17 protein-coding genes and 2 tRNA genes are annotated in these 21,699 nt (G+C 70.0%); 8 read left to right on the forward strand and 11 right to left on the reverse strand.

All coding sequences use genetic code 11. The features are described from left to right. Positions 1–412: 412 nt before the first annotated feature. Positions 413–1,618: a saccharopine dehydrogenase family protein gene (locus V6S85_RS24010; protein WP_116569954.1), complete on the forward strand. Its 1,206-nt coding sequence runs from the start codon at positions 413–415 to the stop codon at positions 1,616–1,618. 22 nt (positions 1,619–1,640) lie between these two features. Next, positions 1,641–2,813 carry a carboxynorspermidine decarboxylase gene (locus V6S85_RS24015; RefSeq protein WP_334350523.1) on the forward strand — a complete coding sequence of 391 codons (1,173 nt, stop codon included), beginning with the start codon at positions 1,641–1,643 and terminating at the stop codon, positions 2,811–2,813. Positions 2,814–2,831: 18 nt separating this feature from the next. On the opposite strand, the gene V6S85_RS24020 is transcribed toward V6S85_RS24015, so the two are convergent. The 5 genes from V6S85_RS24020 to V6S85_RS24040 form a co-directional block, all read right to left on the reverse strand. Continuing rightward, positions 2,832–3,482, reverse strand: coding sequence for a flavin reductase family protein (locus V6S85_RS24020; protein WP_334350524.1), 651 nt, complete (start codon positions 3,480–3,482; stop codon positions 2,832–2,834). Positions 3,483–3,679: 197 nt separating this feature from the next. Next, positions 3,680–5,074 (reverse strand): efflux transporter outer membrane subunit, encoded by a 1,395-nt coding sequence (locus tag V6S85_RS24025; protein ID WP_334350525.1) that lies wholly within the window; start codon positions 5,072–5,074, stop codon positions 3,680–3,682. A 148-nt stretch (positions 5,075–5,222) separates the two neighbouring features. Continuing rightward, positions 5,223–8,405: an efflux RND transporter permease subunit gene (locus V6S85_RS24030; protein ID WP_334350526.1), complete on the reverse strand. Its 3,183-nt coding sequence runs from the start codon at positions 8,403–8,405 to the stop codon at positions 5,223–5,225. Between the two features lie 175 nt (positions 8,406–8,580). Then, positions 8,581–9,756, reverse strand: coding sequence for an efflux RND transporter periplasmic adaptor subunit (locus V6S85_RS24035; RefSeq protein WP_334350527.1), 1,176 nt, complete (start codon positions 9,754–9,756; stop codon positions 8,581–8,583). Positions 9,757–9,833: 77 nt separating this feature from the next. Further along, a complete protein-coding gene (locus V6S85_RS24040) occupies positions 9,834–10,013 on the reverse strand; it encodes a hypothetical protein (protein ID WP_133244838.1) in 180 nt (59 codons plus the stop codon). 168 nt (positions 10,014–10,181) lie between these two features. Here V6S85_RS24040 and V6S85_RS24045 point away from each other — a divergent pair, with 168 nt between their 5' ends. Further along, positions 10,182–10,823 carry a TetR/AcrR family transcriptional regulator gene (locus tag V6S85_RS24045; RefSeq protein ID WP_116488691.1) on the forward strand — a complete coding sequence of 214 codons (642 nt, stop codon included), beginning with the start codon at positions 10,182–10,184 and terminating at the stop codon, positions 10,821–10,823. A gap of 146 nt (positions 10,824–10,969) precedes the next feature. On the opposite strand, the gene V6S85_RS24050 is transcribed toward V6S85_RS24045, so the two are convergent. Further along, positions 10,970–11,437, reverse strand: coding sequence for a low molecular weight protein-tyrosine-phosphatase (locus V6S85_RS24050; protein ID WP_334350528.1), 468 nt, complete (start codon positions 11,435–11,437; stop codon positions 10,970–10,972). A 211-nt stretch (positions 11,438–11,648) separates the two neighbouring features. Here V6S85_RS24050 and V6S85_RS24055 point away from each other — a divergent pair, with 211 nt between their 5' ends. Together V6S85_RS24055 and V6S85_RS24060 are read left to right on the forward strand one after the other, a co-directional pair. Beyond that, complete coding sequence (locus V6S85_RS24055) at positions 11,649–13,802, forward strand: glycosyltransferase (protein ID WP_334350529.1); 2,154 nt, start codon at positions 11,649–11,651, stop codon at positions 13,800–13,802. A gap of 47 nt (positions 13,803–13,849) precedes the next feature. After that, the gene (locus V6S85_RS24060) at positions 13,850–15,187 is read left to right on the forward strand and encodes a nucleotide sugar dehydrogenase (protein WP_334350530.1); all 1,338 of its coding nucleotides are present in this window, start codon (positions 13,850–13,852) and stop codon (positions 15,185–15,187) included. Positions 15,188–15,209: 22 nt separating this feature from the next. Here the strand turns inward: V6S85_RS24060 and V6S85_RS24065 are convergent, their stop codons facing one another. After that, entirely contained in the window at positions 15,210–15,956 is a 747-nt protein-coding gene (locus V6S85_RS24065; RefSeq protein WP_116569945.1) for a class I SAM-dependent DNA methyltransferase, read from the reverse strand. A 137-nt stretch (positions 15,957–16,093) separates the two neighbouring features. On the opposite strand from V6S85_RS24065, the gene V6S85_RS24070 reads away from it, so the two are divergent. Together V6S85_RS24070 and V6S85_RS24075 are read left to right on the forward strand one after the other, a co-directional pair. Next, positions 16,094–17,095, forward strand: a complete 1,002-nt coding sequence (locus tag V6S85_RS24070) for an NAD-dependent epimerase/dehydratase family protein (RefSeq protein ID WP_334350531.1) — start codon at positions 16,094–16,096, stop codon at positions 17,093–17,095. 1 nt (position 17,096) lies between these two features. Next, complete coding sequence (locus tag V6S85_RS24075) at positions 17,097–17,828, forward strand: PIG-L deacetylase family protein (protein ID WP_334350532.1); 732 nt, start codon at positions 17,097–17,099, stop codon at positions 17,826–17,828. 196 nt (positions 17,829–18,024) lie between these two features. Here the strand turns inward: V6S85_RS24075 and V6S85_RS24080 are convergent. The 4 genes from V6S85_RS24080 to V6S85_RS24095 form a co-directional block, all read right to left on the reverse strand. Continuing rightward, a tRNA-Arg gene (locus tag V6S85_RS24080) sits at positions 18,025–18,101 on the reverse strand. A gap of 21 nt (positions 18,102–18,122) precedes the next feature. After that, positions 18,123–18,199: transfer RNA gene (locus V6S85_RS24085), tRNA-Arg, on the reverse strand. Positions 18,200–18,257: 58 nt separating this feature from the next. After that, the gene (locus V6S85_RS24090; RefSeq protein WP_116569936.1) at positions 18,258–19,574 is read right to left on the reverse strand and encodes an NCS2 family permease; all 1,317 of its coding nucleotides are present in this window, start codon (positions 19,572–19,574) and stop codon (positions 18,258–18,260) included. Positions 19,575–19,577: 3 nt separating this feature from the next. Then, entirely contained in the window at positions 19,578–20,630 is a 1,053-nt protein-coding gene (locus V6S85_RS24095) for a purine nucleoside permease (RefSeq protein ID WP_334350533.1), read from the reverse strand. A 135-nt stretch (positions 20,631–20,765) separates the two neighbouring features. Between V6S85_RS24095 and V6S85_RS24100 the strand changes: the two genes are divergently transcribed. After that, a complete protein-coding gene (locus V6S85_RS24100; RefSeq protein WP_334350534.1) occupies positions 20,766–21,671 on the forward strand; it encodes a 5'-methylthioadenosine/S-adenosylhomocysteine nucleosidase in 906 nt (301 codons plus the stop codon). The last annotated feature ends 28 nt before the right edge of the window (positions 21,672–21,699 follow it).

The following is a 21,699-nucleotide window of genomic DNA, read 5'->3' on the forward strand; positions in this document are numbered from 1 at the left end:
CGAACTGCGCTCCAGCCCAAGGCCCGCGCCAGCCACCACAGCAACCATCATCCGCCCCTAGATGCGACGATGCGGGCGCACAATGCCCGCCTATGCCCTAGGTCGGCGGCTCGACGTTTTCGTTTAGGGAAAAACCTCGCCGGTGGAAGAAGCGCCGCGCCCAACCTCCGGGCGTGGGAAGGGCGGCGAGCCCCTCGCTGAACGACCGGCTTTGGCCCGCGCGCGCAAGTCAGACACGCGTCCGCCATCAAGCTCGTGTAATGGTTCAGGATCTTTCAGGTCTTGCCGGGTTCATGCGGCCTCCGAATGCGGAGGCCGATCGTTCCTATCGAAGACCTGGTCCACGTGATAAGAGGCCCGCCCCCCAGAATCAGGCCGAGGGCGGGGCGGTAGGCGTTAGGAGAAGCCAAAAATGAGCAGGGTGCTGGTTATCGGCGCAGGTGGCGTTGGTTCGGTCGCTGTCCACAAGATGGCGATGAACACGGATATTTTCTCGCACATCACCTTGGCGAGTCGGACGAAGTCCAAATGCGACGCCATCGCCAAGTCGGTGCTGGAGCGCACGGGCGTGACCATCGACACCGCGGCGATCGACGCCGACGACGTCGCCGCCACGACCGCGCTGATCAAGTCGGCAAAGCCGGCCCTGGTGGTCAATCTGGCGCTGCCCTACCAGGACCTGGCGATCATGGACGCCTGCCTGGCGTCCGGCGTGAACTATCTCGACACGGCCAACTACGAGCCGCGCGACGAGGCCAAGTTCGAATACAGCTGGCAGTGGGCCTATCAGGACCGCTTCAAGGACGCCGGCCTGATGGCGCTGCTGGGCAGCGGTTTCGACCCGGGCGTGACCTCGGTGTTCACGACCTACACCAAGAAGCACCTGCTGGACCGGATCGACACGCTCGACATCCTCGACTGCAACGGCGGCGACACCGGCCTGCCGTTCGCCACCAACTTCAATCCCGAGATCAACCTGCGCGAAGTGACCGCCCCGTCGCGCCACTGGGAAAGCGGCCAGTGGATCGAGGGGCCGGCGCTCAGCCACAAGCAGGTGTTCGACTTCGAGGGCGTCGGCCCCAAGAACATGTACCTCATGTACCATGAGGAGCTGGAGTCGCTGGCCAAGTTCTATCCGGAGATCAAGCGCATCCGCTTCTGGATGACCTTCGGCGACAGCTACCTCAAGCACCTGGAAGTGCTGGGCAATGTCGGCATGACCAGCATCGAGCCGATGATGTTCCAGGGCCGCGAGATCATCCCGATGGAGCTGCTCAAGGCGCTGCTGCCCGAGCCGTCGTCGCTGGGTCCGCTGACCAAGGGCAAGACCAACATCGGCACGATCGCGACCGGCGAGAAGGACGGCAAGGCCCGCACCGTCTACGTCAAGAACATCTGCGATCACGAGGAGGCCTACGCCGAGACCGGCAACCAGGCCGTCAGCTACACCACGGGCGTTCCGGCCATGATCGGCGCGGCCATGATGCTGACCGGCAAGTGGAAGGGCGAAGGCGTGTTCAACATGGAGCAGCTCGACCCCGATCCGTTCATGGACATGCTGAACCAGCATGGCCTGCCGTGGACGGTCGAAGACCTGGACGCGCCGCTGGCGTTCTAAGAGCCGAGAAGACAGAGACCCCATGGAAACCAGGGCCGGTGATCCGGGCGCCTTCGCGCATTTCGACCTGAACCGCGTCGCCTCGCCCGCCTTCGTGGTGGACGAGGTCGCGGTGCGGCGCAATCTGGCCGTCCTGAAGGACGTGCGCGATCGCGGGAACGCCCGCGTCCTGCTGGCCCTGAAGGCCTTTTCCATGTGGTCGCTGGCGGACGTCGTCGGTGAGTATCTCGACGGCGTCTGCGCTTCGGGCCTGTGGGAGGCGCGGCTGGCGCGCGAGTTCTACAAGGGCGAGCTGACGACCTATTCGCCCGCCTACAAGGCCCAGGACCTGCCGGAGATCCTGCGGCTGTCCGACCACGTGATCTTCAACTCGCCCGACCAGGTGGCGCGCTTCGAGGACGTGATCGCCAAGGCCCGCGCCGAGGGCGAGGTGTTCGAGATCGGCCTGCGGCTGAACCCCGAGCATTCCGAGGGCGAGGTCGCCAAGTACGATCCGGCCCAGCCCTGCTCGCGCCTGGGCTTCCCGGTGTCGCAGCTGCGGCCCGAGCACATGCGGGGCGTCGATGGTTTGCACATCCACGCCCTGTGCGAGCAGGACTTCGAGCCGCTGGCCCGCATCTGGGCGGCGGTTGAACCCAAGCTCGCGCCGCTGCTGGGCGGGGTGAAGTGGCTGAACCTCGGCGGCGGCCACCACGTGACCCGCGCCGACTACCAGACCGACCGGCTGGTCGCGTTCCTCAACGACGTGGCCGATCGCCACGGCGTGCAGGTCTATCTGGAGCCGGGCGAGGCCGTGGCGCTGGACGCCGGCATCCTGGTCGGCGAGGTGCTGGACGTGTTCGACAACGGCATGCCCATCGCCATCACCGACATCTCGGCCACCTGCCACATGCCGGACGTGATCGAGGCGCCCTACCGCCCGGCCATGCTCAAGGAGCCTGGCGAAGGCGTCGCCGTGCGCCTGGGCGGGCCGTCCTGCCTGGCCGGCGACATCATCGGCGACTACGTCTTCGCCGAGCGCCCGGCGCCGGGAACGCGCATCGCGTTCCTGGACCAGGCCCACTATTCGATGGTCAAGACCAACACCTTCAACGGCGTGCCGCTGCCCGCGATCGCGCTGTGGAACAGCGACACGGACGTGCTGCGAGAGGTCAGGGCGTTCGACTACGCCGCGTTCCGCGACCGGCTTTCCTGACCCCGTCGGCCTGAGGCGCTAGTCGGCCGGCGGGATGTCGGCCTTGGTCGGGCGGAAGATCTCGAACATCGCGGCGGGGTCGACGGCGACATAGTCGCCGCGGCCGCCCCAGCGCAGGATCGGCCGGCCGGCGGGCGCGTCGTAGACATGGTCCGCCCGGATCAGCCGGCGGTCGATGTGGACGGCCACGACCTCGCCGAAGGTCATCCAGGTCTCGACCGCCTCGCCGGCCGCCGTGGTCAGCTGGAACGACTGGGTGACGCGGCACTCGAAGTTCACCGGGCTTTCCAGCACGCGCGGCGCGGCGATCAGCGTGCTGGCGACCGGCGTCAGGCCGGCCAGTTCGAACTCGTCCTGGCCGGGCGCGGCGGGGGCCGAGGTCACGTTCATCGCCTGCGCCAGCTCGCGCGTGGCCAGGTTCCAGCAGAACACGCCGGTGGCCTGGACGTTGGCGATGGTGTCCTTCCAGCCCGTCGAGGCGAAGCCGACGATCGGCGGGGTGTAGTTGAAGGCGTTGAAGAAGCTGTAGGGCGCGAGGTTGCGCCGCCCTTGCGCGTCGACGCTGGAGATCCAGCCGATCGGGCGCGGGCCGACGATGGAATTGAACGGATCGTGGGCCAGGCCGTGGCCGTCGCGGGGATGGTAGACGTAGGCGTCGGCGGCGGCCATGCGGGGGGCTCCGGGTTGGAGCTGTGCAGGTAGGGACGGGGGAGGGGTTCGGCAACAAGATGCTCCCCCTGAAGGGGGAGCTGTCGCGAAGCGACTGAGGGGGAAGTCGCTGTTGGGTCAACGTCGCTTCGCCGTTTGAAGGAACTTCCCCCTCCGGCCCTTTGGGCCACCTCCCCCTTCAGGGGGAGGGTCTTGAGTTACGACCACCCGCCTCCCAGCGCCTTGTAGATCGCCACGACGTCGGTGTTCACGCCGGTCTCGGCGACGGTCAGCGAATCCTCCGCCGCCAGCAGGGTGCGTTCGGCGTCGAGCAGGACGAGGAAGTCGATGCCGCCCTCCTTGTACTGGATGCGGGCCAGCTCGGCGGCGCGGCGGGAGGCGGCGGCCTGGTCGGCCAGGCTTTTGAGCCGGGCCTGGCGCTGGGCGTAGGAGACGAGCGCGGTCTCCAGGTCCTCGATCGCCGCCAGCACGGTCTGGTCATAGGCGGCCAGCGCCGCGTCGTTGCGGGCTTCCGCCGCCTTCAGCCGCGCGCGGGCGCCGCCGAGGTCGAGCGCCGGCCAGCTGACCGCCGGGGCGACCGACCAGGCCTGGCTGGCGCTGTTGCCGAAGCCCGACGACGTGCCCGACAGGAAACCGACGAAGCCGGTCACCCGCACGCGCGGGAAGAGGTCGGCGGTGGCCACCCCGACCTTGGCGGTCTGGGCGGCCAGGCGGCGCTCGGCCGCCTGAACGTCGGGGCGACGGCGCAGGAAGTCCGACGCCTCGCCGATCGGCAGGGCGGCGACCAGCGGCGCGGGCTCCTCGGCGCGCGGCGCGAGCTGGGCGTCCAGCGCGCCGGGGCGCTGGCCGGTCAGCACGGCCAGGCGATAGTTGGCGCGCGTGGCGGCGGTGACGAGGTCGGGGATCGTGCCTTCGGTGGCGTTCAGGCGGGCCTCGGCGCTGGCGACGTCGATGGCCCCGCCGGCCCCGGCCTCGAACCGCACGCGGGTCAGGCGCAGGGTGTCGCGCTGGGTCTCGAGGTTGCGGCGGGCCACCGCCAGGCGGGCCTGGGCGCCGCGCAGTTCGAGATAGTTGCGGGCGACCTCGGCGGCCACGCTCACCTGAACATCATGCAGGTCGGCCTGGGCGGCGCCGGCCTCGGCGCTGGCGGCCTGCACGCCGCGGCGCACGCGGCCGAAGAGGTCGATCTCCCAGGCCGCGTCGAGGCCGGCGCGATAGCTCTCGACCTCGACCCGCTGGTCGGAGAAGCCGGGCTGCTGCTGCTTGGTGTCGGTATAGCCGCCCGAGGCGGTGACGCGCGGGATCTGGTCCAGGCGCGCGTCCCTGAACAGGGCGCGGGCCTCGTCGACGCGGGCCACGGCGACCTTGAGGTCGAGATTGGCGGCCAGGGCCTGGGACACCAGGGCGTCCAGCGTCGGGTCGCCGAACGCCTTCCACCACTGGGCCTCGGGATTGGCGGTGGAGACGACGGCGGGCGTCGCGTTCTGGAGCGCGACGGGGGCGGTGGCCGGGGCCTTGTAGGTCGGGCCGACGGCGCAGGCCGTGGCCAGCAGCGAGACGCCGGCGACGAGAGCGACTTTGAGGAAGGTCATCGAAAACCTCGGAAGGTCTCCCTTCCCCCCTTTGATGGGGGAAAGGGTCGGGGATGGGGGTGACGGCGTTTCAGGATGGGGAGCCGGCCGACGCCGCTTCACCCCCACCCCTGCCCCTCCCCCATCGAGGGGGAGGGGAGCGGTTGGGTCAGTGGGCTTGCGCCTCCACCGCCGGGGCCGTCTTGACGGTCGCCAGCGACTTGCGGCCCGAGAGCCGGCGGATGACGTAGTAGAACACCGGCGTCAGGATCAGGCCGAAGACGGTGACGCCCAGCATGCCGGAGAACACCGCCACGCCCATGGCCCGGCGCATCTCCGCGCCCGCCCCGTGCGACACCACCAGCGGCCAGACGCCCATGATGAAGGCGATCGAGGTCATCAGGATGGGACGCAGGCGCAGGCGGCAGGCTTCCAGCACCGCCTGGAGCGGTGTGTCGCCCTCGATCTCGCGTTCGCGGGCGAACTCGACGATCAGGATGGCGTTCTTGCACGCCAGCCCCACCAGCACGATCAGGCCGATCTGGGTGAAGATGTTGTTGTCGCCGCCGGTCACCAGCACGCCGACCAGGGCCGACAGCAGGGTCATCGGAACGATCAGGATCACCACCAGCGGCAGGCTCCAGCTTTCGTACTGGGCGACCAGCACGAGGAAGGCCAGGAGCACGCACAGCGGGAAGATGTAGATCGCCGTGTTGCCGGCCAGGATCTGCTGGTAGGTCAGCTCGGTCCATTCGAAGCCGATGCCGTTCGGCAGTTCCTCGGCGGCGATCTTCTCCAGCGCCGCCTGGGCCTGGCCGGTCGAGAAGCCGGGCGCCGGGCCGCCGTTGATCTCGGCGGTCAGCATGCCGTTGTAGTGCATCTCGCGGTCGGGACCGGTGGCCTCCTTGAAGCTGACGAAGGCGCCCAGGGGGATCATCTGGCCGTCGCCGTTGCGGGTCTGCAGGCGCAGCATCTGCTCGGGTTGCAGGCGGAAGTCCTGGTCGGCCTGCACGTTGACCTCGTAGGTCCGCCCGAAGCGGTTGAAGTCGTTGACGTACAGCGAGCCCAGATAGACCTGCAGAGTCTCGAACAGGTCGGTCAGGGACACGCCCTGGGCCCGGGCCTTCTCGCGATCGATGTCGGCCTGGATCTTGGGCACGCTCACCTGGTAGCTGGAGAAGACGCCGGCCAGGGCCGGATCCTTCTGGGCCTTGGCGATGATCGCCTGGGTCTGCTTGTAGAGCTCGTCCGAGCCGAGGCCGGCCTTGTCGACGATCTGCATGCGGAAGCCGCCGATGGTGCCCAGCCCCTGCACGGACGGCGGCGGGAAGACCGCGATCTGGGCGTCGGGGATGGCGGCGAACTTCTGGTTCAGCTGGCCCACGATGGCGCCGGCCGAGAGATCCTTGCTCCTGCGGTCCTTGAAGTCGCTGAGCGGGAAGAACACCGCGCCGGAATTGGGGCTGTTGATGAAGCCGTTGGCCGACAGGCCGGGGAAGGCCACCGAGTGCTCGACGCCCGGGGTCTTCATGGCGATGTCGCCCATCTGCTTGATCACGGCCTCGGTGCGATCCAGCGAGGCGGCGTCGGGCAGCTGCACGACGGCGACCACATAGGCCTTGTCCTGCTGCGGCACGAAGCCGGACGGGGTGCGGGCGAAGGCCAGCGCCGTCAGCAGCAAGAGGCCGCCATAGACGAACAGCGAGGCGGTCGAACGGCCCAACGTCGCCTTCACGCCGCGGACATAGCCGTTCGAGGCGCGGTGGAAGACCTTGTTGAACGGCGTGAACAGCCAGCCCAGCAGGCGGTCGATCAGCTTCTGGAAGCGGTCCTTGGGCGCGTGGTGCGACTTCAGGAGCACGGCGGCCAGGGCCGGCGACAGGGTCAGGGAGTTGATGGCCGAGATGATCGTCGAGATGGCGATCGTCAGGGCGAACTGACGGTAGAACTGGCCCGACAGGCCGGTGATGAAGGCGGTGGGAATGAACACCGCGCAGAGCACGAGCGCCACGGCGATGATCGGGCCGGTGACCTCGCTCATCGCCTTGCGGGTGGCTTCGGGCGGGGAGAGGCCGTTCTCGATGTGGCGCTCGACGTTCTCGACCACGACGATGGCGTCGTCGACGACGATGCCGATCGCCAGCACCAGGCCGAACAGGGTCAGGGCGTTGAGGCCGAAGCCCAGCAGCAGCATGATCGCGAAGGTGCCGATCAGCGACACCGGCACGGCCAGCAGCGGGATCACCGAGGCCCGCCAGCCCTGCAGGAAGATCACCACCACGATGACCACCAGGATGATGGCCTCGACCAGGGTGTGGACCACCGAGTCGATGCTCTCCTGCACGAAGGCCGTGGTGTCGTAGATGATCTCGTAGTCGACGCCCTCGGGGAAGTCCTTCTTCAGCTCCTTCATGGTCTTCTTGACCTCGGCCGCCATCTCGAGGGCGTTGGAGCCGGGGCGCTGGAAGATCGGCACGGCGACGGCCGACTTGTTGTCCAGCAGGGAGCGCAGGGCGTAGTTGTTGGCGCCCAGTTCCACGCGGGCCACGTCGCCCAGGCGGGTGATCTGGCCGTCGGCGCCCGAGCGGATGATGACGTTTCGGAACTGGTCCTCGTCGGTCAGGCGCCCGGGGGCGTTGATCGACAGCTGGAATTCGGCGCCCGAGCCGGCGTTGGGCGGCGCGCCCAGCTGGCCGGCGGCCACCTGCACGTTCTGCTCGCGCAGGGCGCGGACGACGTCGCCGGCGGTCATGCCCAGGGCGGCCACCTTCTCCGGATCCAGCCACACCCGCATGGAATAGGCGCCGGCGCCGAAGATCTGCACGTCGCCCACGCCGTCGATGCGCTTGAGGCGGTCCCGCACGTTCAGCTGCGCGTAGTTGCTCAGATAGAGCATGTCGTAGCGGTTGTTGGGCGAGATCATGTGCACGACCAGGGTCAGGTCGGGCGAGGCCTTGTTGGTGGTCACGCCGATGCGCTGCACCTCCTGGGGCAGTTTCGGCAGGGCCTGGGCCACGCGGTTCTGCACCTGCACCTGGGCCTTATCCAGGTCGGTGCCGAGCGCGAAGGTCACGGTCAGGATCATGGCCCCGTCCGAGGCCGACTGGGACGACTGGTAGATCATCCCCTCGACGCCGTTGATGGCCTGCTCCAGGGGGGCGGCCACGGTCTCGCCGATCACCGACGGGTTGGCGCCCGGATAGGCCGCGCGCACGACGACCGTCGGCGGCACCACTTCGGGGTACTCGCTGATCGGCAGGTTGGGCAGGGCGACAAGCCCCGCGATGAAGATGACGATGGACAGAACGGCGGCGAACCGCGGTCGTCCGACGAAGAATTTTGCGAAATTCATGGGGAGCGTCCGGGGAGGAGAGGGACGAGTTTGAAGACCCCCTCCCCCTTGATGGGGGAGGGGCAGGGGTGGGGGTGTCTGCTGAGGGCGGTGAGAGGCGCTGGCGTCTGGCGGCTGGCGCTGCTGTCACCCCCATCCCCGGCCCTTCCCCCATCGAGGGGGAAGGGAGAGGGCGTCAGTTCTGGCTGCTGGCCGTCGCGACCGAGGCCACCTTCTGCGGGCCGACTTCCAGCTGGCCGAGGTCGGCCGCCTGCGTCTTGACGACCACCGGGGCGACGGTGTCGCCGGGCTTGACCTTCTGCAGGCCGCCGACGATCACCCGGTCGCCGGGCTTGAGGCCCTGGCGGACGACCCGCAGGTTGCCAGCCAGCGGACCCACCTCGACCGGGCGGTACTGGGCCTTGTTGGCCTGGTCGACGACGATCACGTAGCGCTTGCCCAGGTCGGTGGCGATGGCGCGGTCGGGGGCCAGGGCGACGGTCTGGCTGGAGGCGCTGACCAGGCGGATGCGGGCGAACAGGCCCGGCGTGAACTTGCCGTCGGCGTTGGCGAAGATCGCCCGGCCGCTGATCGTGCCGCTCTTGGCGTCCAGGGCGTTGTCGATGAACGACAGCTTGCCCTCGTGCGGATAGCCGTCCTCGGTCATCAGGCCCATATAGACCGGGCTTTCCTTGCCGCGCTCGGCGGCGGCGTACTTCAGGAAGGTCTGCTCGTCGGCGCTGAAGGCCGCGTAGATCGGCGCGTCGGAAACCACCGTGGTCAGCATGTCGGCCTGGGTGACCAGGTTGCCGCGGGTGATCAGGGCCTTGGAGACGCGGCCGTCGATCGGCGAGGTCACCTTGGTCCATTCCAGGTTCAGGCGGGCGGTCTGCAAGGCGGCCTGGGAGGCGGCGAGGTTGGCCTGGGCGGCCTTCTCTTCGGAGGCCAGACGGTCGAATTCGCTGCGGGCCAGGGCGTTCTGGTCGATCAGCCGCTGGCCGCGCTCGCGGTTGACGACGGCCAGATCAAGGCCGGCCTTGGCGCGGGCCACTTCGGCCGAGGCGCGGGCGGCTTCGGCCTGGAACGGTCGCGGGTCGATCTCGAACAGCACCTGGCCCTTGCGGACATAGGCGCCTTCGGCGAAGCGCACGCTGTTCACGTAGCCGCCGACCCGGGGGCGGATGTCGACGGTGTCGACCGCCTCCAGCCGGCCGGTGAAGTCGTCCCACTGGCGCAGCGACTTGAAGGCCACGTCGGCGACGGTGACCTGCACGGCGGGGGCGGGGCCCTGCTCGGGCTTGGCCTGGGCGCTGCAGGCGGTGAGGACCGCCAGCGCGGCGAGGCCGGCGAAGGTGTTGATGGCTTGGCGCATCGGGAGACCTGTCGAAAGAGACGCTCGGGGAGGAGCGGACGGGGAGGGGACGCCGGGGAGGCGGTAAGCTTGGGGAACTATTCCCAGGTCGGCGGGCGGTAGGGCCGCGAAGACCGGGTGCGGGGCTTGGGCGCCGTGGCCCGGTCGAGCCAGCGTTGGATCGAGCGGCCGTGACAGGCGGCCGTGGCCAGCCACCCCGAGGAGAGGCAGGCCTGGGTCGCTTCGGGGGCGGCGGTGATGTCGCTCGCGTTCGGCATGGCTTGCGCTCCGTTCAAGGGGTAAGAGGGTGAGAAATGTCGCAGGGTCTGTTGCTTGACTTGGCTCGGCGGAATGACGATTTAGGATGTGACGATACCGTTCGGTATCACTCCATGGCGGAGAGATACTGACCGGTAACTCTCACGTCAAGGCGAGGTGTTGCGAAAATGGCTGCGAGAAAATCTGGGGAGGTCGGCTCGGGGGAGCTGGGAGCCGGGACGGCGTGCGCGCCGGACGGCCCGCCGGCGTCCAAGAGGCCCGCCCGCGACCGGATCTTCGAGACGGCCCGCGAGCTCTTCTACCAGCACGGTATCCGGGCCGTCGGCGTCGAGGCCATCGCGGCCGAGGCCGAGGCCACCAAGATGACGCTGTACCGGAACTTTCCGTCCAAGGACGAACTGGTCGCCGAGGTGCTGCGCGAGCAGGAGCGTGAATACTGGGCCTGGTGGGACGGCGTCACGGCCTGCTGCTGCACCGATCCGCGGGCCCAGCTGGAGGCGATCTTCGACGCCTTCGAGACCAAGGCCTGCGACATGAACGTCCACGGCTGCCCGCTGTCGAACGCCGCCATCGAGCTGCACGAGGAGAACCACCCGGCCCAGCAGGTGTCGGTGAACTACAAGCGCTCGCTGCACGGCCGCCTGATCGACCTGTGCCGCCGCGCCGGGACCACCGACGACGAGCTTGCCGACGCCCTGATGCTGTTGATGGAGGGCTCCTATACCGCCCGCGTCACCCTCGGCGCCGACGGCCCGGCCCGTTCCGTGGCCCGCGCCGCCCGCAGTCTCATCCGCGTGCACCTGGGATAAGGCCCAGGCGGCTTCGCCGACAGCTCCACTCGGAGGGGGAGCATCTCGGCGTCGACGCCCGAAGATCCTCTCCCTCTGGGGGAGGTGGCCCGAAGGGCCGGAGGGGGGACGTTTTCAGCTTGCGCGGACTTGGGCGTCCCGCGCCCCTAGCGAGGGTGTTTCAGCTTCGCCGCCAGCCCCCGCGCCCCGGCCACCGCATCGGCCCAGGTGACCTCGAACCCGGCGTCGTCGCCATAGTAGGGGTCGGCCACGGCCTCGCCCGCGCGCCCGTCCACGTGGTCCAGCAGCAGGCTAAGTCGCGCCGGGCTTCCGGCCGGCGCCAACCGTCGCAGGTTGCGCAGATTGTCCAGATCCAGCGCCACCACGTGGTCGAAGCGCTCGAAGTCGGCCGCCGTCACCTGCCGCGCGGCGTAGTGGCCGATCTCGACCCCGTGCCGCCGCGCCGTGGCCTGCGCCCGCCGATCCGGCGGATCGCCCGCGTGCCAGCCGCCGGTGCCGGCCGAATCCACGAAGACGTCCAGCCCCAGCCGCTCGGCCTCCAGCCGGAACGCGGCCTCGGCCAGCGGCGAGCGACAGATGTTGCCCAGGCAGACGAAGAGGACGGAGATGGTCATGCGCCCAGCGCTACGGCCAAACCCGCTGCGTCGACAACCCGGAACTTCCCGGAGGTTCTTCGAGGAGAAGGCGCATGGCGCGCTGAAACGGCCGGTTCTGGGAACGGCGTAGCGCGCGATGTGTCCCCTGCGCGCGACGGCTTGTGATTTGCAGGGTGGGCTCTAATACATGCCACTGACGCGTATAGGTCGGCCGGGGGGTCTTGAGTTCATGAAAATCGTTGTCGCCACGACCTATGCGACCTTCCCGCCGACCTCCGGCGCCGCGATGCGGAACTTCAATCTCTATCGCGAGATCGCCAAGCGCCACCCCGTGACGATCCTGGCCCTGGTCAAGCAGGACGCCGGGGCCCTGGACGCGGAGATCGCCCCGGGACTGGTCGAGCGCCGGATCCCGATCTCGGACGACCATCTCTGGGAAGAGCTGCGGCTGTGCGAGAAGGCCGATGGCAACCCGGTGGGCGACTTCGCGGTGTCGCACCTCTTCCGCCTGACGCCGACCTATGTCGAGGCCCTGAAGGCGGCCTGCGACGAGGCCGACGTGCTGGTCGCCAGCCATCCCGGCCTGATCTACGCGCTGCGCCAGGTCAGCGACAAGCCGTTGGTCTACGAGGCGCCGGACGTCGAGATCGACCTGCGCCGCAGCCACCTGCCCCGCACCGCCGAGACCCAGCGGATGCTGATCCGTATCGAGCAGACCGAAGCCCATTGCCTGGCCGAGGCCGACCTCGTCCTGGCCTGCAGCGAAGCCGACCTGGAGCGGTTCGTCGAGCACTACGGCGCCGCGCGCGACAAGCTGCGGGTGGCCGAGAACGGCGTCGAGGCTTGGCCTTTCGACCCGTCGCGCTACCGGCGCGCCGAGGCGGCGGGCGCCCGGCCGCGCTGCCTGTTCCTGGCTAGCTGGGCGCCGCCCAACGTCGACGCGGCGCGGCTGGTGTTGGACATGGCCGTAGCGACGCCGCAGCTCGACTTCGTGCTGGCCGGCAGCATCGCGCTCGCGCCCGAGGTCAACGCCGCTCCGCCGCCGCCCAATGTGCGACTTGTGCCGCGCCTGTCCGACGAGGAGAAGCAGGCCGAGTTGGCCGCCGCCGACCTGGCGCTCAACCCGGTGACCAGCGGCTCGGGCAGCAACATCAAGATCCGCGAATACATGGCCGCCGGCCTGCCGGTGTTGTCGACGCCGTTCGGTGCGCGCGGCCTGCCCGCCCCGGTCTGCGCCCACCTGGACCTCGCCGAGGTCGAGGACTTCGCCGGGGCCCTGGTCGCCCTGGTCGCGCGGTCGCCGGCCGAACGCGAAAGCCGCGCCCGCGCCGCGCACGAGGCTCTGCTGGCCGTGCTGTCGTGGGAGCGGGTGGGGGGCCGCGCGGCCGACGACATCACGACGATGATGGCGTCACGCCCACGGCCCGCAGACGACAAGGTCGCGGTCGTCATCCCGATGTACAACGCCGAGCCTTTCATCGAGGAGACGATCCGCTCGGCGCTCGACCAGACCCATCGCGACCTCGAGGTCGTGGTGGTCGACGACGGCTCCACCGACGGCTCGCCGGATATCGTGCGGCGCCTGGCGCGCGAGGATTCCCGGGTGCGCATGGTCCGTCACGGCGGCGGCCGGAACCGGGGCGTCAGCCGCACCATCGAACTGGGCGTTCGCTCGGCCCGCGCGCCGTTCATCGCCCTGCTCGACTCCGACGACGCCTTCGAGCCCGACAAGCTGCGGCGGCAGCTCGACGCCTTCCGCAAGCATCCCGAGGCCGTGCTCTGCCACACGCTCTGCACGGTGGTGTCCGAGGACGAGCCGGCCCTGGCCGCCAGCGCCGAGGCCTACTTCAACCACGTGCCCAGCGCGCCGTTCTACGATCCCATGGCCGAGCCCTACCCCTTCACCCGCATGACCGTGCTGACCTCCAGCGCGTTGATCCGCACGGCGACCTTGAAGCGCGCGCCGTTCTCGGGTGAGCAGTTGTGGCAGAACGAGGACTACACGATCATCACCCTGCTGAGTTCGCGCGGGTGGTTCCTGCACCTGCCGGAACGGCTGGCCCGCTATCGCATCCATTCCAGGTCGTATACCGCCCAGCACCTGACCTCGCCGCTGAAGCACGTGCAGGCCATGCTCGAAGGCTTCATCATGCTGGCCGTGCGGCTGGAGGGCGAGGCGATGAAAGCCGCCGCGAACAAGCATTTGCAGGACGCTGTCGACCTGCTGCGCGGCCACTATCAGGACGACGCCCTGCGCGACCCGCCGCCGCCTCCCCCGCCTCCGCCGCCTCCGCCCCCGCCGCCGTCCGTGGCGAGGCGGTTGCGGAACCGGCTGGTGCTGATCGTGCGGCTGTTGCTGCCGCTGCCGATCCGCGGACTCTGATAGGCGCGAGCGCGTCCTGACGGACTAGTAGTGGAGTAGGGGGACAGATGGCCGAGTGCGGAGCGACGGCGGAGGGCTTGGCCCTGGAGGCGGCGCGGTTCATCGCGCGCGTGGAGGATCGCGACCTGACGGTCTGCGTGCTGGGGCTGGGCTATGTGGGCCTGCCGCTGGCGCTGGACCTGGCGCGGGCCGGCTTCGCCGTCGTCGGCTGTGATTCCAGTCCCGCGGTCCTGGCCAGCCTGGCCGCGCGCCGCAGTCCGCTGCCGCATATCGCCGACGCGGCGCTGGAGGCGCTGTGGCCGCGCTTCGCGGCCGCCGCCCCGGTCGCGGGGCGCGCTCCTCCGGCCGATGTCTACCTGATCTGCGTGCCGACCCCGTTGTCGCCGTCCGGCGCGCCCGACATGGGGGCGGTGATCGAAGCGGCCGAACTGGTCGGTCCGGCGCTGACCCGCGGCGCCCTGGTGGCGCTGGAATCGACCGTCTATCCCGGGGCGACCGCCGAGGTCCTGCGGCCCAGGCTCGAGCAGCTCAGCGGCCTGCGGGCCGGTCGCGACTTCGCCCTGGCCCATGCGCCCGAACGCCAGAATCCCGGCGGGGCCAGCGGCGAGCAGTCACGCCGCCGCCTGGTGGGAGCCGACAGCCACGCGGAGCGCGAGATGGCGCTCGGCCTTTATCGGACCTTCGCCGAGCCGGCGGCGGTCGACAGCCTGGCCACGGCCGAGGCGGCCAAGCTGAGCGAGAACGTCTTCCGGTTGGTCAACATCGCCCTGGCCAACGAACTGGCCGCCACCTTCCGAGGCATGGGACTGGATCCCTGGGCGGTGGCTCGGGCGGCGGCGACCAAGCCGTTCGGCTTCATGCCCTTCGCGGCCGGCCCCGGGGTGGGCGGCCACTGCATCCCGGTGGATCCGGTCTATCTGACCTGGCGCGCCGAGGGCATGGGTCTGAACCTGCCGCTGGTCGACGCGGCTCGCGACATCGTCGGGCGTCGCCCGGGCGAGGTCTGCGCCGAGGTGCTGGCCGCCCTGCCGCCGCGCGCGGATGGCGGTCGCGGACGGATCCTGGTGGTCGGCGCGGCCTACAAGCGCAATGTCGGCGACGCGCGCCACAGCCCCGCGGTCGAGATCATCGAGATCCTGTCCGAGGCCGGGTGCGAAACGGCCTACTGCGATCCGTTGGTGCCGCAGCTGGAGGCGGGCGGGCGCATGCTGAGCGCCGCGCCCGTCGACGAGGCCCTGGCGCGCGATTGGGACGCGGTGGTGATCGTCACCGATCACGACCGGGTCGACCACGCCGCCTTCCTGCGCGCCGCGCCGCTGGTGTTCGACACCCGCAACGTCCTGGCCGGCGTCGCCGGCGGGAGCGCCCGGGTGGTGCAGGTCTGAGAGAGCCGGACCGTCCCCGCGCCTAGCGGGACGTCAGCACCACGGTGGCGAAATCGGGGTCGTCCGACGTCCGGCGGCCGTAGTCGTGGTCGACCCGGTCCAGGGCGAAGCCCGCGCGCTCGCCGGCCTCGATCAGCATATTTTCCGTATACGGACGAATGGTGTCGATCGTCGTCCATTCCCGCGGCGCCTGGCCCGGGGCGGTGAGGCGGTAGAGGCGCTCGATCCGGTTGCGGCCGCCGTCCAGCGGGGCGATGCGGCGGAACCGCGCCAGGCGGCCCTCGCCATGAGAGCGGTCGTAGTCCTGGCGGAATTCGGCGAAGGCCGAGACGTCGCGCGGCGCGAAGGCGTCCAGCGCCAGCCGGCCGCCGGGGCGAAGCAGCGCGCGGACCCCGGCCAGCATGGCGTCCAGCGCCGTGTCGTCGGTCAGGTAGGTGACCATCGAGAACGGCGCGATGACCGTCTGGAAGCTTTGCGTGAACGACAGGGCGGCGGCGTCCATGCAGGCGCAGCGGGCGGCCAGGCCCCGCGCGACGGCGTCCCGCGCCAGGCGCCGCAGCATCGGCCAGGAGCGGTCGACGCCGGTCACGTCGATCCCGGCCGCCAGCAGCGGCAGGGTGACCCGGCCGGTGCCGCAGCCCAGCTCCAGCACCGGGCCCGGCGCCGCGCGGCACAGGTCGGCGTAGTAGCCGACGTCGTCGACGGCCAGGTTCGAGCCCATGTCGGTGTCGTAGACCTCGGCGATGAGGTCGTAGGACCAGGCGCTCATCGGGCGCCCGCCCCGGCGCGGCGCCGGAAGGACGTCGATCGTCTGGCGCGGGTCGGCGGATCGATATAGCTACGCACGAAGGTTGTATCGCGGCGCGGTCTCGCCGAGGCAAGGCCTTTCGGGAGTGGATCTCGCCCTTGAAGAAAGTTCTCATCACCGGCGGCGCCGGCTTCATCGGCGCCTGGCTGGGCCGCGCCTTGCTCGACCAGGGCGTCGAGGTCGTGGCGCTGGACGACCTGTCGACCGGAACCTGGCCCAACCCCACGCTCGGCGAGCCCGAGGGGCTGACCTTCGTGCGCGGCGACTGCGCCGACGCGGCGCTGGTCGCCCGGCTGGTCGAGGGCTGCGACTTCGTCTTCCACCTGGCGGCCGTGGTCGGGGTGCGGCGCGTGGTCGAGTCGCCGCTGCGGACGGCGCTGGTCAACCAGGCCACCACCCTGACGGTGCTGGAGGCGGCCGCGGCCGCCGGCGTCCCTGTCCTGCTGGCCTCGTCGAGCGAGGTCTACGGCCCGCTGGCGACCGCCCCGTTCCGGGAGGATGACGCGGGCAGCTTCGGCCCGCCCGAGCAGGGCCGCTGGACCTACGCCCTGACGAAGGCGGCCGGCGAGCAGATGGCCTTCGCCCTGGGTCGCGAGCGGGGTCTGCCGTTCGTGGTGGTGCGCCTGTTCAACACCGTCGGGCCGGGCCAGTCGGCCGCCTTCGGCATGGTGCTGCCGCGCTTCGTCGACCAGGCTCGGCGCGGCGAGCCGATGACCGTCTATGGCGACGGCGAGCAGACCCGGGTGTTCTGCCACGTCGCCGACGTGGTCGACGCCCTGGTCGCCCTGGCCCGCACGCCGTCGAGCTGGGGGCGGCTCTACAACGTGGGCGGGGTCCAGAGCGTGTCGATCCGCGACCTGGCCGGCAAGGTGCGCGAGCGGCTGGGCTCGGACTCGCCGATCCGCCACGTGCCGTTCGTCCAGGCCTTCGGCGACGACTTCGCCGAGGCCCGCCATCGCCAGCCCGACATCGGCCGGATCGCCCAGGCCGTCGGCTGGTCGCCCCGGCGGGGCCTGGACCGGATCATCGACGACGCGATCGAGAGCGCGGGCGCGGGCGCGCCCGCGCCCCCACGCGAGCACGAGCGGGGAGAGGCCTGACATGGGCGCGATCGGCCTGGGCGAAAGCCTGCTGAGCAAGGGGCGTCGCCTGCTGGTGATCAGCCCCCATCCCGACGACGAGACCTTCGGCTGCGGCGGGTTGATGGCCCGCGCGGTCGACGCCGGCTGCGAGGTGGCGGTCATGGTGATCTCGGCGCCCGAGGCGTTGCCGCAGTTCGGGGCCGACGAGGCGGTGGTCGGGGGCGATCGCCGGCGCAGCGAGTTCGAGGCGGCTATGGAGGTGCTGGGGGTCCGCGACCACGAGGTGCTGTTCACCTCCGACGAGGTCCACATGCGGCTGGACGCCATGCCCCAGGCCGAGCTGGTCGGCCTGATCGAGCGGCGCGCCGGCTATGCCTTCGAGGCCTTCCGGCCCGACATCGTCTGCATGCCGGCGCCGTCCTACAACCAGGACCACGTCGCCGTGTTCCGCGCCGTGATCGCCGCCTGCCGCCCGCACCTGCCGGCCGACAAGGCCTTCGCCTCGCTGGTCATGGAATACGACCAGCCGCAGCTGGGCTGGGGCGCCGAGCCGTTCCATCCCAACCTCCATGTCGACATCGGCGCGACCCTGGAGCGCAAGCTGGCGGCCTATGGCTGCTACCGCTCGCAGATCCGGCGGGAGCCGCATCACGCCAGCCTCGCCAATGTCGAGCGGCTGGCGCGGCTGCGCGGGTCGGAAGTCTCGCTGGCGGCGGCCGAGGCCTTCCGCGTGCGGCGACTGGTGCTCTAGCGACGGCAGCCAGTCCGTCTTGGCCCACGCCAGGTCCGCGGGCCTTCGAGGACCCTTGGGCGGCCGAGCGGATTTGATGAGCGCCGCAAAATCCCCGCGACGTGGGAAATTCCCCGCCTGAAGTCCCGGCTGGACACGAAAACTAGTCGGGGCCGCCCAGAGTGGCCGTCTAGTCCATGAATGTCTTGGGAGAAAATGGCGCGCCCGGAACGATTCGAACGTCCGACCCTCAGATTCGTAGTCTGATGCTCTATCCAGCTGAGCTACGGGCGCGCATTTCTTGGCAAGTAGGACTGGCGCACCCGACACGATTCGAACGTGTGACCTTTGCCTTCGGAGGGCAACGCTCTATCCAGCTGAGCTACGGGTGCATCCGCCTTGCGGAAGCGCGGTCTTAGCCGAAAGCCGCGCTCGCGCAAAGGGTTTTGGTCAGCCTTTCGCCAGATAGACGAAGCGGATGACGAACAGCGCCGCGAGCACGACGAGCAGCCAGTCGCCCTTGCGCAGCTTGCCGGTCACGGCCTTGAGCACGGCGTAGCTGGTGATGCCGAACGCCAGGCCGTTGGCGATCGAGAAGGTCAGCGGAATGGTGATCACCGTCAGGAAGGCGGGGATGGCCACCGTCGGGTCGGTCCAGTCGACCTCGGCCAGGGAGCCGATCATCAGCGCGCCGACGAGGACCAGGGCCGGGGCCGTGGCGGCGGCCGGAATGGCCTGGACCAGCGGCGCGAAGAACAGGGTGATCAAAAAGAGGATCCCGACCACCACGGCGGTCAGGCCGGTGCGGCCGCCGGCGGTGACGCCCGAGGCGCTCTCGATGTAGCTGCACACCGTGCTGGTGCCGGCCGCGGCGCCGATCATGGTCGCGGCGGAGTCGGCCGTGAGGATGCGATTGAGGCGCGGGATCGTGCCGTCGGGCTCCACGAGGCCCGCCTTCTTGGTGACGGCGACCAGGGTCCCGACATTGTCGAACAGGTCGACGAACAGGAAGACGAAGATGATCTCGAGCAGGGCGACGCCCATGCCGCCTTGCAGGTGGAGAGCCGCGCCGACGTCCATCTTGAAGAAGGTCGCCGACAGGTCGCTCAGGCTGTAGGCGCCGGGCGTGAACTTCGACAGGCCCAGGAGCCAGCCGGCGATCGCGGCCAGCAGGATGCCGATCAGGATCGCGCCCTTCACCCGCCAGGCCTGAAGCGCGGCGATGAGGACGAGGCCGATCAGGGCCAGGGCGGCCGAGGGCGTGGTCAGGTCGCCCAGGGCCACGGCCGTGGCCGGATTGGCGACGATGACGCCGGCGCTCTTGAGGCCGATGAAGGCGATGAACAAACCAACGCCCGCGGCGACCGCCGAGAACAGGGGCCGGGGAATGGCCGCCACGATCATCTGGCGGATGCCCGCCACGGTCAGGATCAGGAAGGCCACGCCCGAGATGAACACGCAGCCCAGCGCGGTCTCCCACGGCACGCCCATGCCCTTGACCACGGTGTAGGTGAAGTAGGCGTTGAGGCCCATGCCGGGCGCGAGCGCCAGCGGATAGTTGGCGATCAGGCCCATCAGGATCGAGCCCAGGCCGGCGGCCAGGCAGGTGGCGGCGGCCACGGCGGCGATCGGCATGCCGGTCTCGCTGAGGATCGCCGGGTTGACCACGACGATGTAGGCCATGGTCATGAAGGTGGTGAAGCCGGCCAGCACCTCGGTGCGGACGTTGCTCCCCAGGGCCTGCAGCTTGAAGAGGCGTTCGAGCATGGCTTAGCGGGCTCCACCCTGGGGCAGGACGCGCGCGTGGCGGTCCCAGTTCTTGACGAGATCGCGGGCCACGACGCCCCCGACCAGGAATTCGGCTTCGAAGGCGGCCTTGGCCCCGTCGTCGTGCAGCACGCGCGGGAAGGTCGGTTCGCCCAACGGCGGGCGCGTATAGTTGCTGGCCGTACGCAGCACCAGCACCCGGCGCCGGTCGATGCGGCCGCTGTCGGCGTGGGCGTCGAGCACGTCGAGGATCCCCTGGTCTTCGCAGTCGCTCATGGTGAAGGTCCCCGCGCCGTCGGTCCAGAGCTTGACCCAGTCGCGAGCCCACTGGGTGCGGTGCGTCCCATGCCAGAAGCGCACCGCGCCCAGGGCGTCGCCTTGCAGCACGAACGGCGGGCGCTGGGCCTGCGGCTCCTTTGCATAGCCGGCGCGCAGTTTCTGCAGGTCGGGATTGTCGGGCAGGGCGACGGTCTTGGTCAGGTCGTAGGCCCAGTCGACGAGGCCGCGGTCCAATGTCCAGACCATGGCGCTGGAGCCCTCGGCCTTGCCCTTCACGTTGGGGCGGTCGGCGTCGTTGGAATAGAGGCCGTAGGGCCAGTCGGCCGGGATCTCGCGGTCGTCGACCTCGTAGATCGGGTCGGCGTCGACGACGTAGCGGGCCCAGGCGGCGCTGCCCACCGAGGCCGCGCCCGGATCGACGCCAGCAATGCCGCTGACGATCCAGTAGGCTTTCGACAGGTCGAACTGGTTGGACAGGATCAGGGCCGCGACGCTTTCACGGGTGCGGCCGCGCATGTCGCTGACGATGGCCAGCACGCCGTCGTCGGAATAGCGGGCCACGTGGCGGATGCCCGGCACCTTGATCTCGCGATCGAGGGGCCAGCCCTCGACCCAGGGCTGGAACTCGCCGGCCACGTCGCCGGTGTCGGCGCCGATCTCGAAGGTGGTGACGACCACCACCTTGATCGGGATGGGCTTGGTCGCCGCCAGGGTTGGCGCGCCCGCTCCCAGCAGGGTCGCCACAACGATCAATGTTCTTAGAATCCAAGCCCGCATGCCTGCCCCGCTACTTAAAAAGCGGCGCGAAAATCGTCGGAAGCGGCGGGCGATGCAACAGCTTCGCCGCCGGGCCTTCCTGCGTCGGCGCGCGCGGGGCTAGGGTGCGCGCGAATCGACCACGGAAAGCCCCGCATGCGTATCGTCCCGACCTTCGCCCTGACCTGCGCCGCCCTGCTGGCGCCCCTGGCGAGCCAGGCCGCCGAGCGCCTGGACGCCGCGCCGCGCACGGCCGTGGTCAGCGCCTTCCCGCCGGAGATGGCGGCGCTGGAGGCGGCGACCTCGGGCAAAAAGGAATTCACGGCCGCCGGAACGCGCTTCGTCACCGGCACGCTGGAGGGCAAGCCGGTGGTGCTGTTCCTGTCGGGGATCAGCATGGTCAACGCGGCCATGACCACCCAGGCGGCGCTGGACCGCTTCCAGGTCAGCCGCATCGTGTTCTCGGGCGTGGCGGGCGGCGCGGACCCCGAACTCGAGGTCGGCGACGTGGTGGCGCCGGAGACCTGGGCCCAGACCTCCGAGATGGCCTATGCCCGCGAGGTGCCGGGCGGCTTCGCGCCGACGCCGGGCCTGGTCAGCGACCTGCCCAACTTCGGCATGATGCATCCGCGCGCGGTGACCGTGACGCAGGATCCGGCCAAGCCGGAAGACCGGCTGTCGTTCACCGCCGATCCGGCGCTGATCGCTCTCGCGCGCCAGTCGGTGGAGGGCCTGGAGCTGAAACGCTGCGCGGCCGACCAGTGCCTGACCAAGCCGCCCAAGGTGGTGGTCGGCGGGGCCGGCGGCTCGGGCCCGGTGTTCGTCGACAACGCCGCCTTCCGCGACTACGCCCACAAGACCTTCGGCGCCCGCGTGCTCGACATGGAAAGCGCCGCCGTGGCCCAGGTGGCCTATGTCAACAAGACCCCGTTCATCGCCTTCCGCAGCCTGTCGGACCTGGCCGGCGGCGATCCGGCCACCAACCAGTTCCCGGTGTTCCTGCGCCTGGCGGCGCACAATTCGGCGACGGTGGTGCGGGCGTTCGTGAAGGCGTTGCCCTAGTCAAAGAACCCTCTCCCCATGGGAGAGG

The organism is Caulobacter sp. CCNWLW153, assembly GCF_036889365.1.
GTDB classification, from domain to species: domain Bacteria; phylum Pseudomonadota; class Alphaproteobacteria; order Caulobacterales; family Caulobacteraceae; genus Caulobacter; species Caulobacter radicis.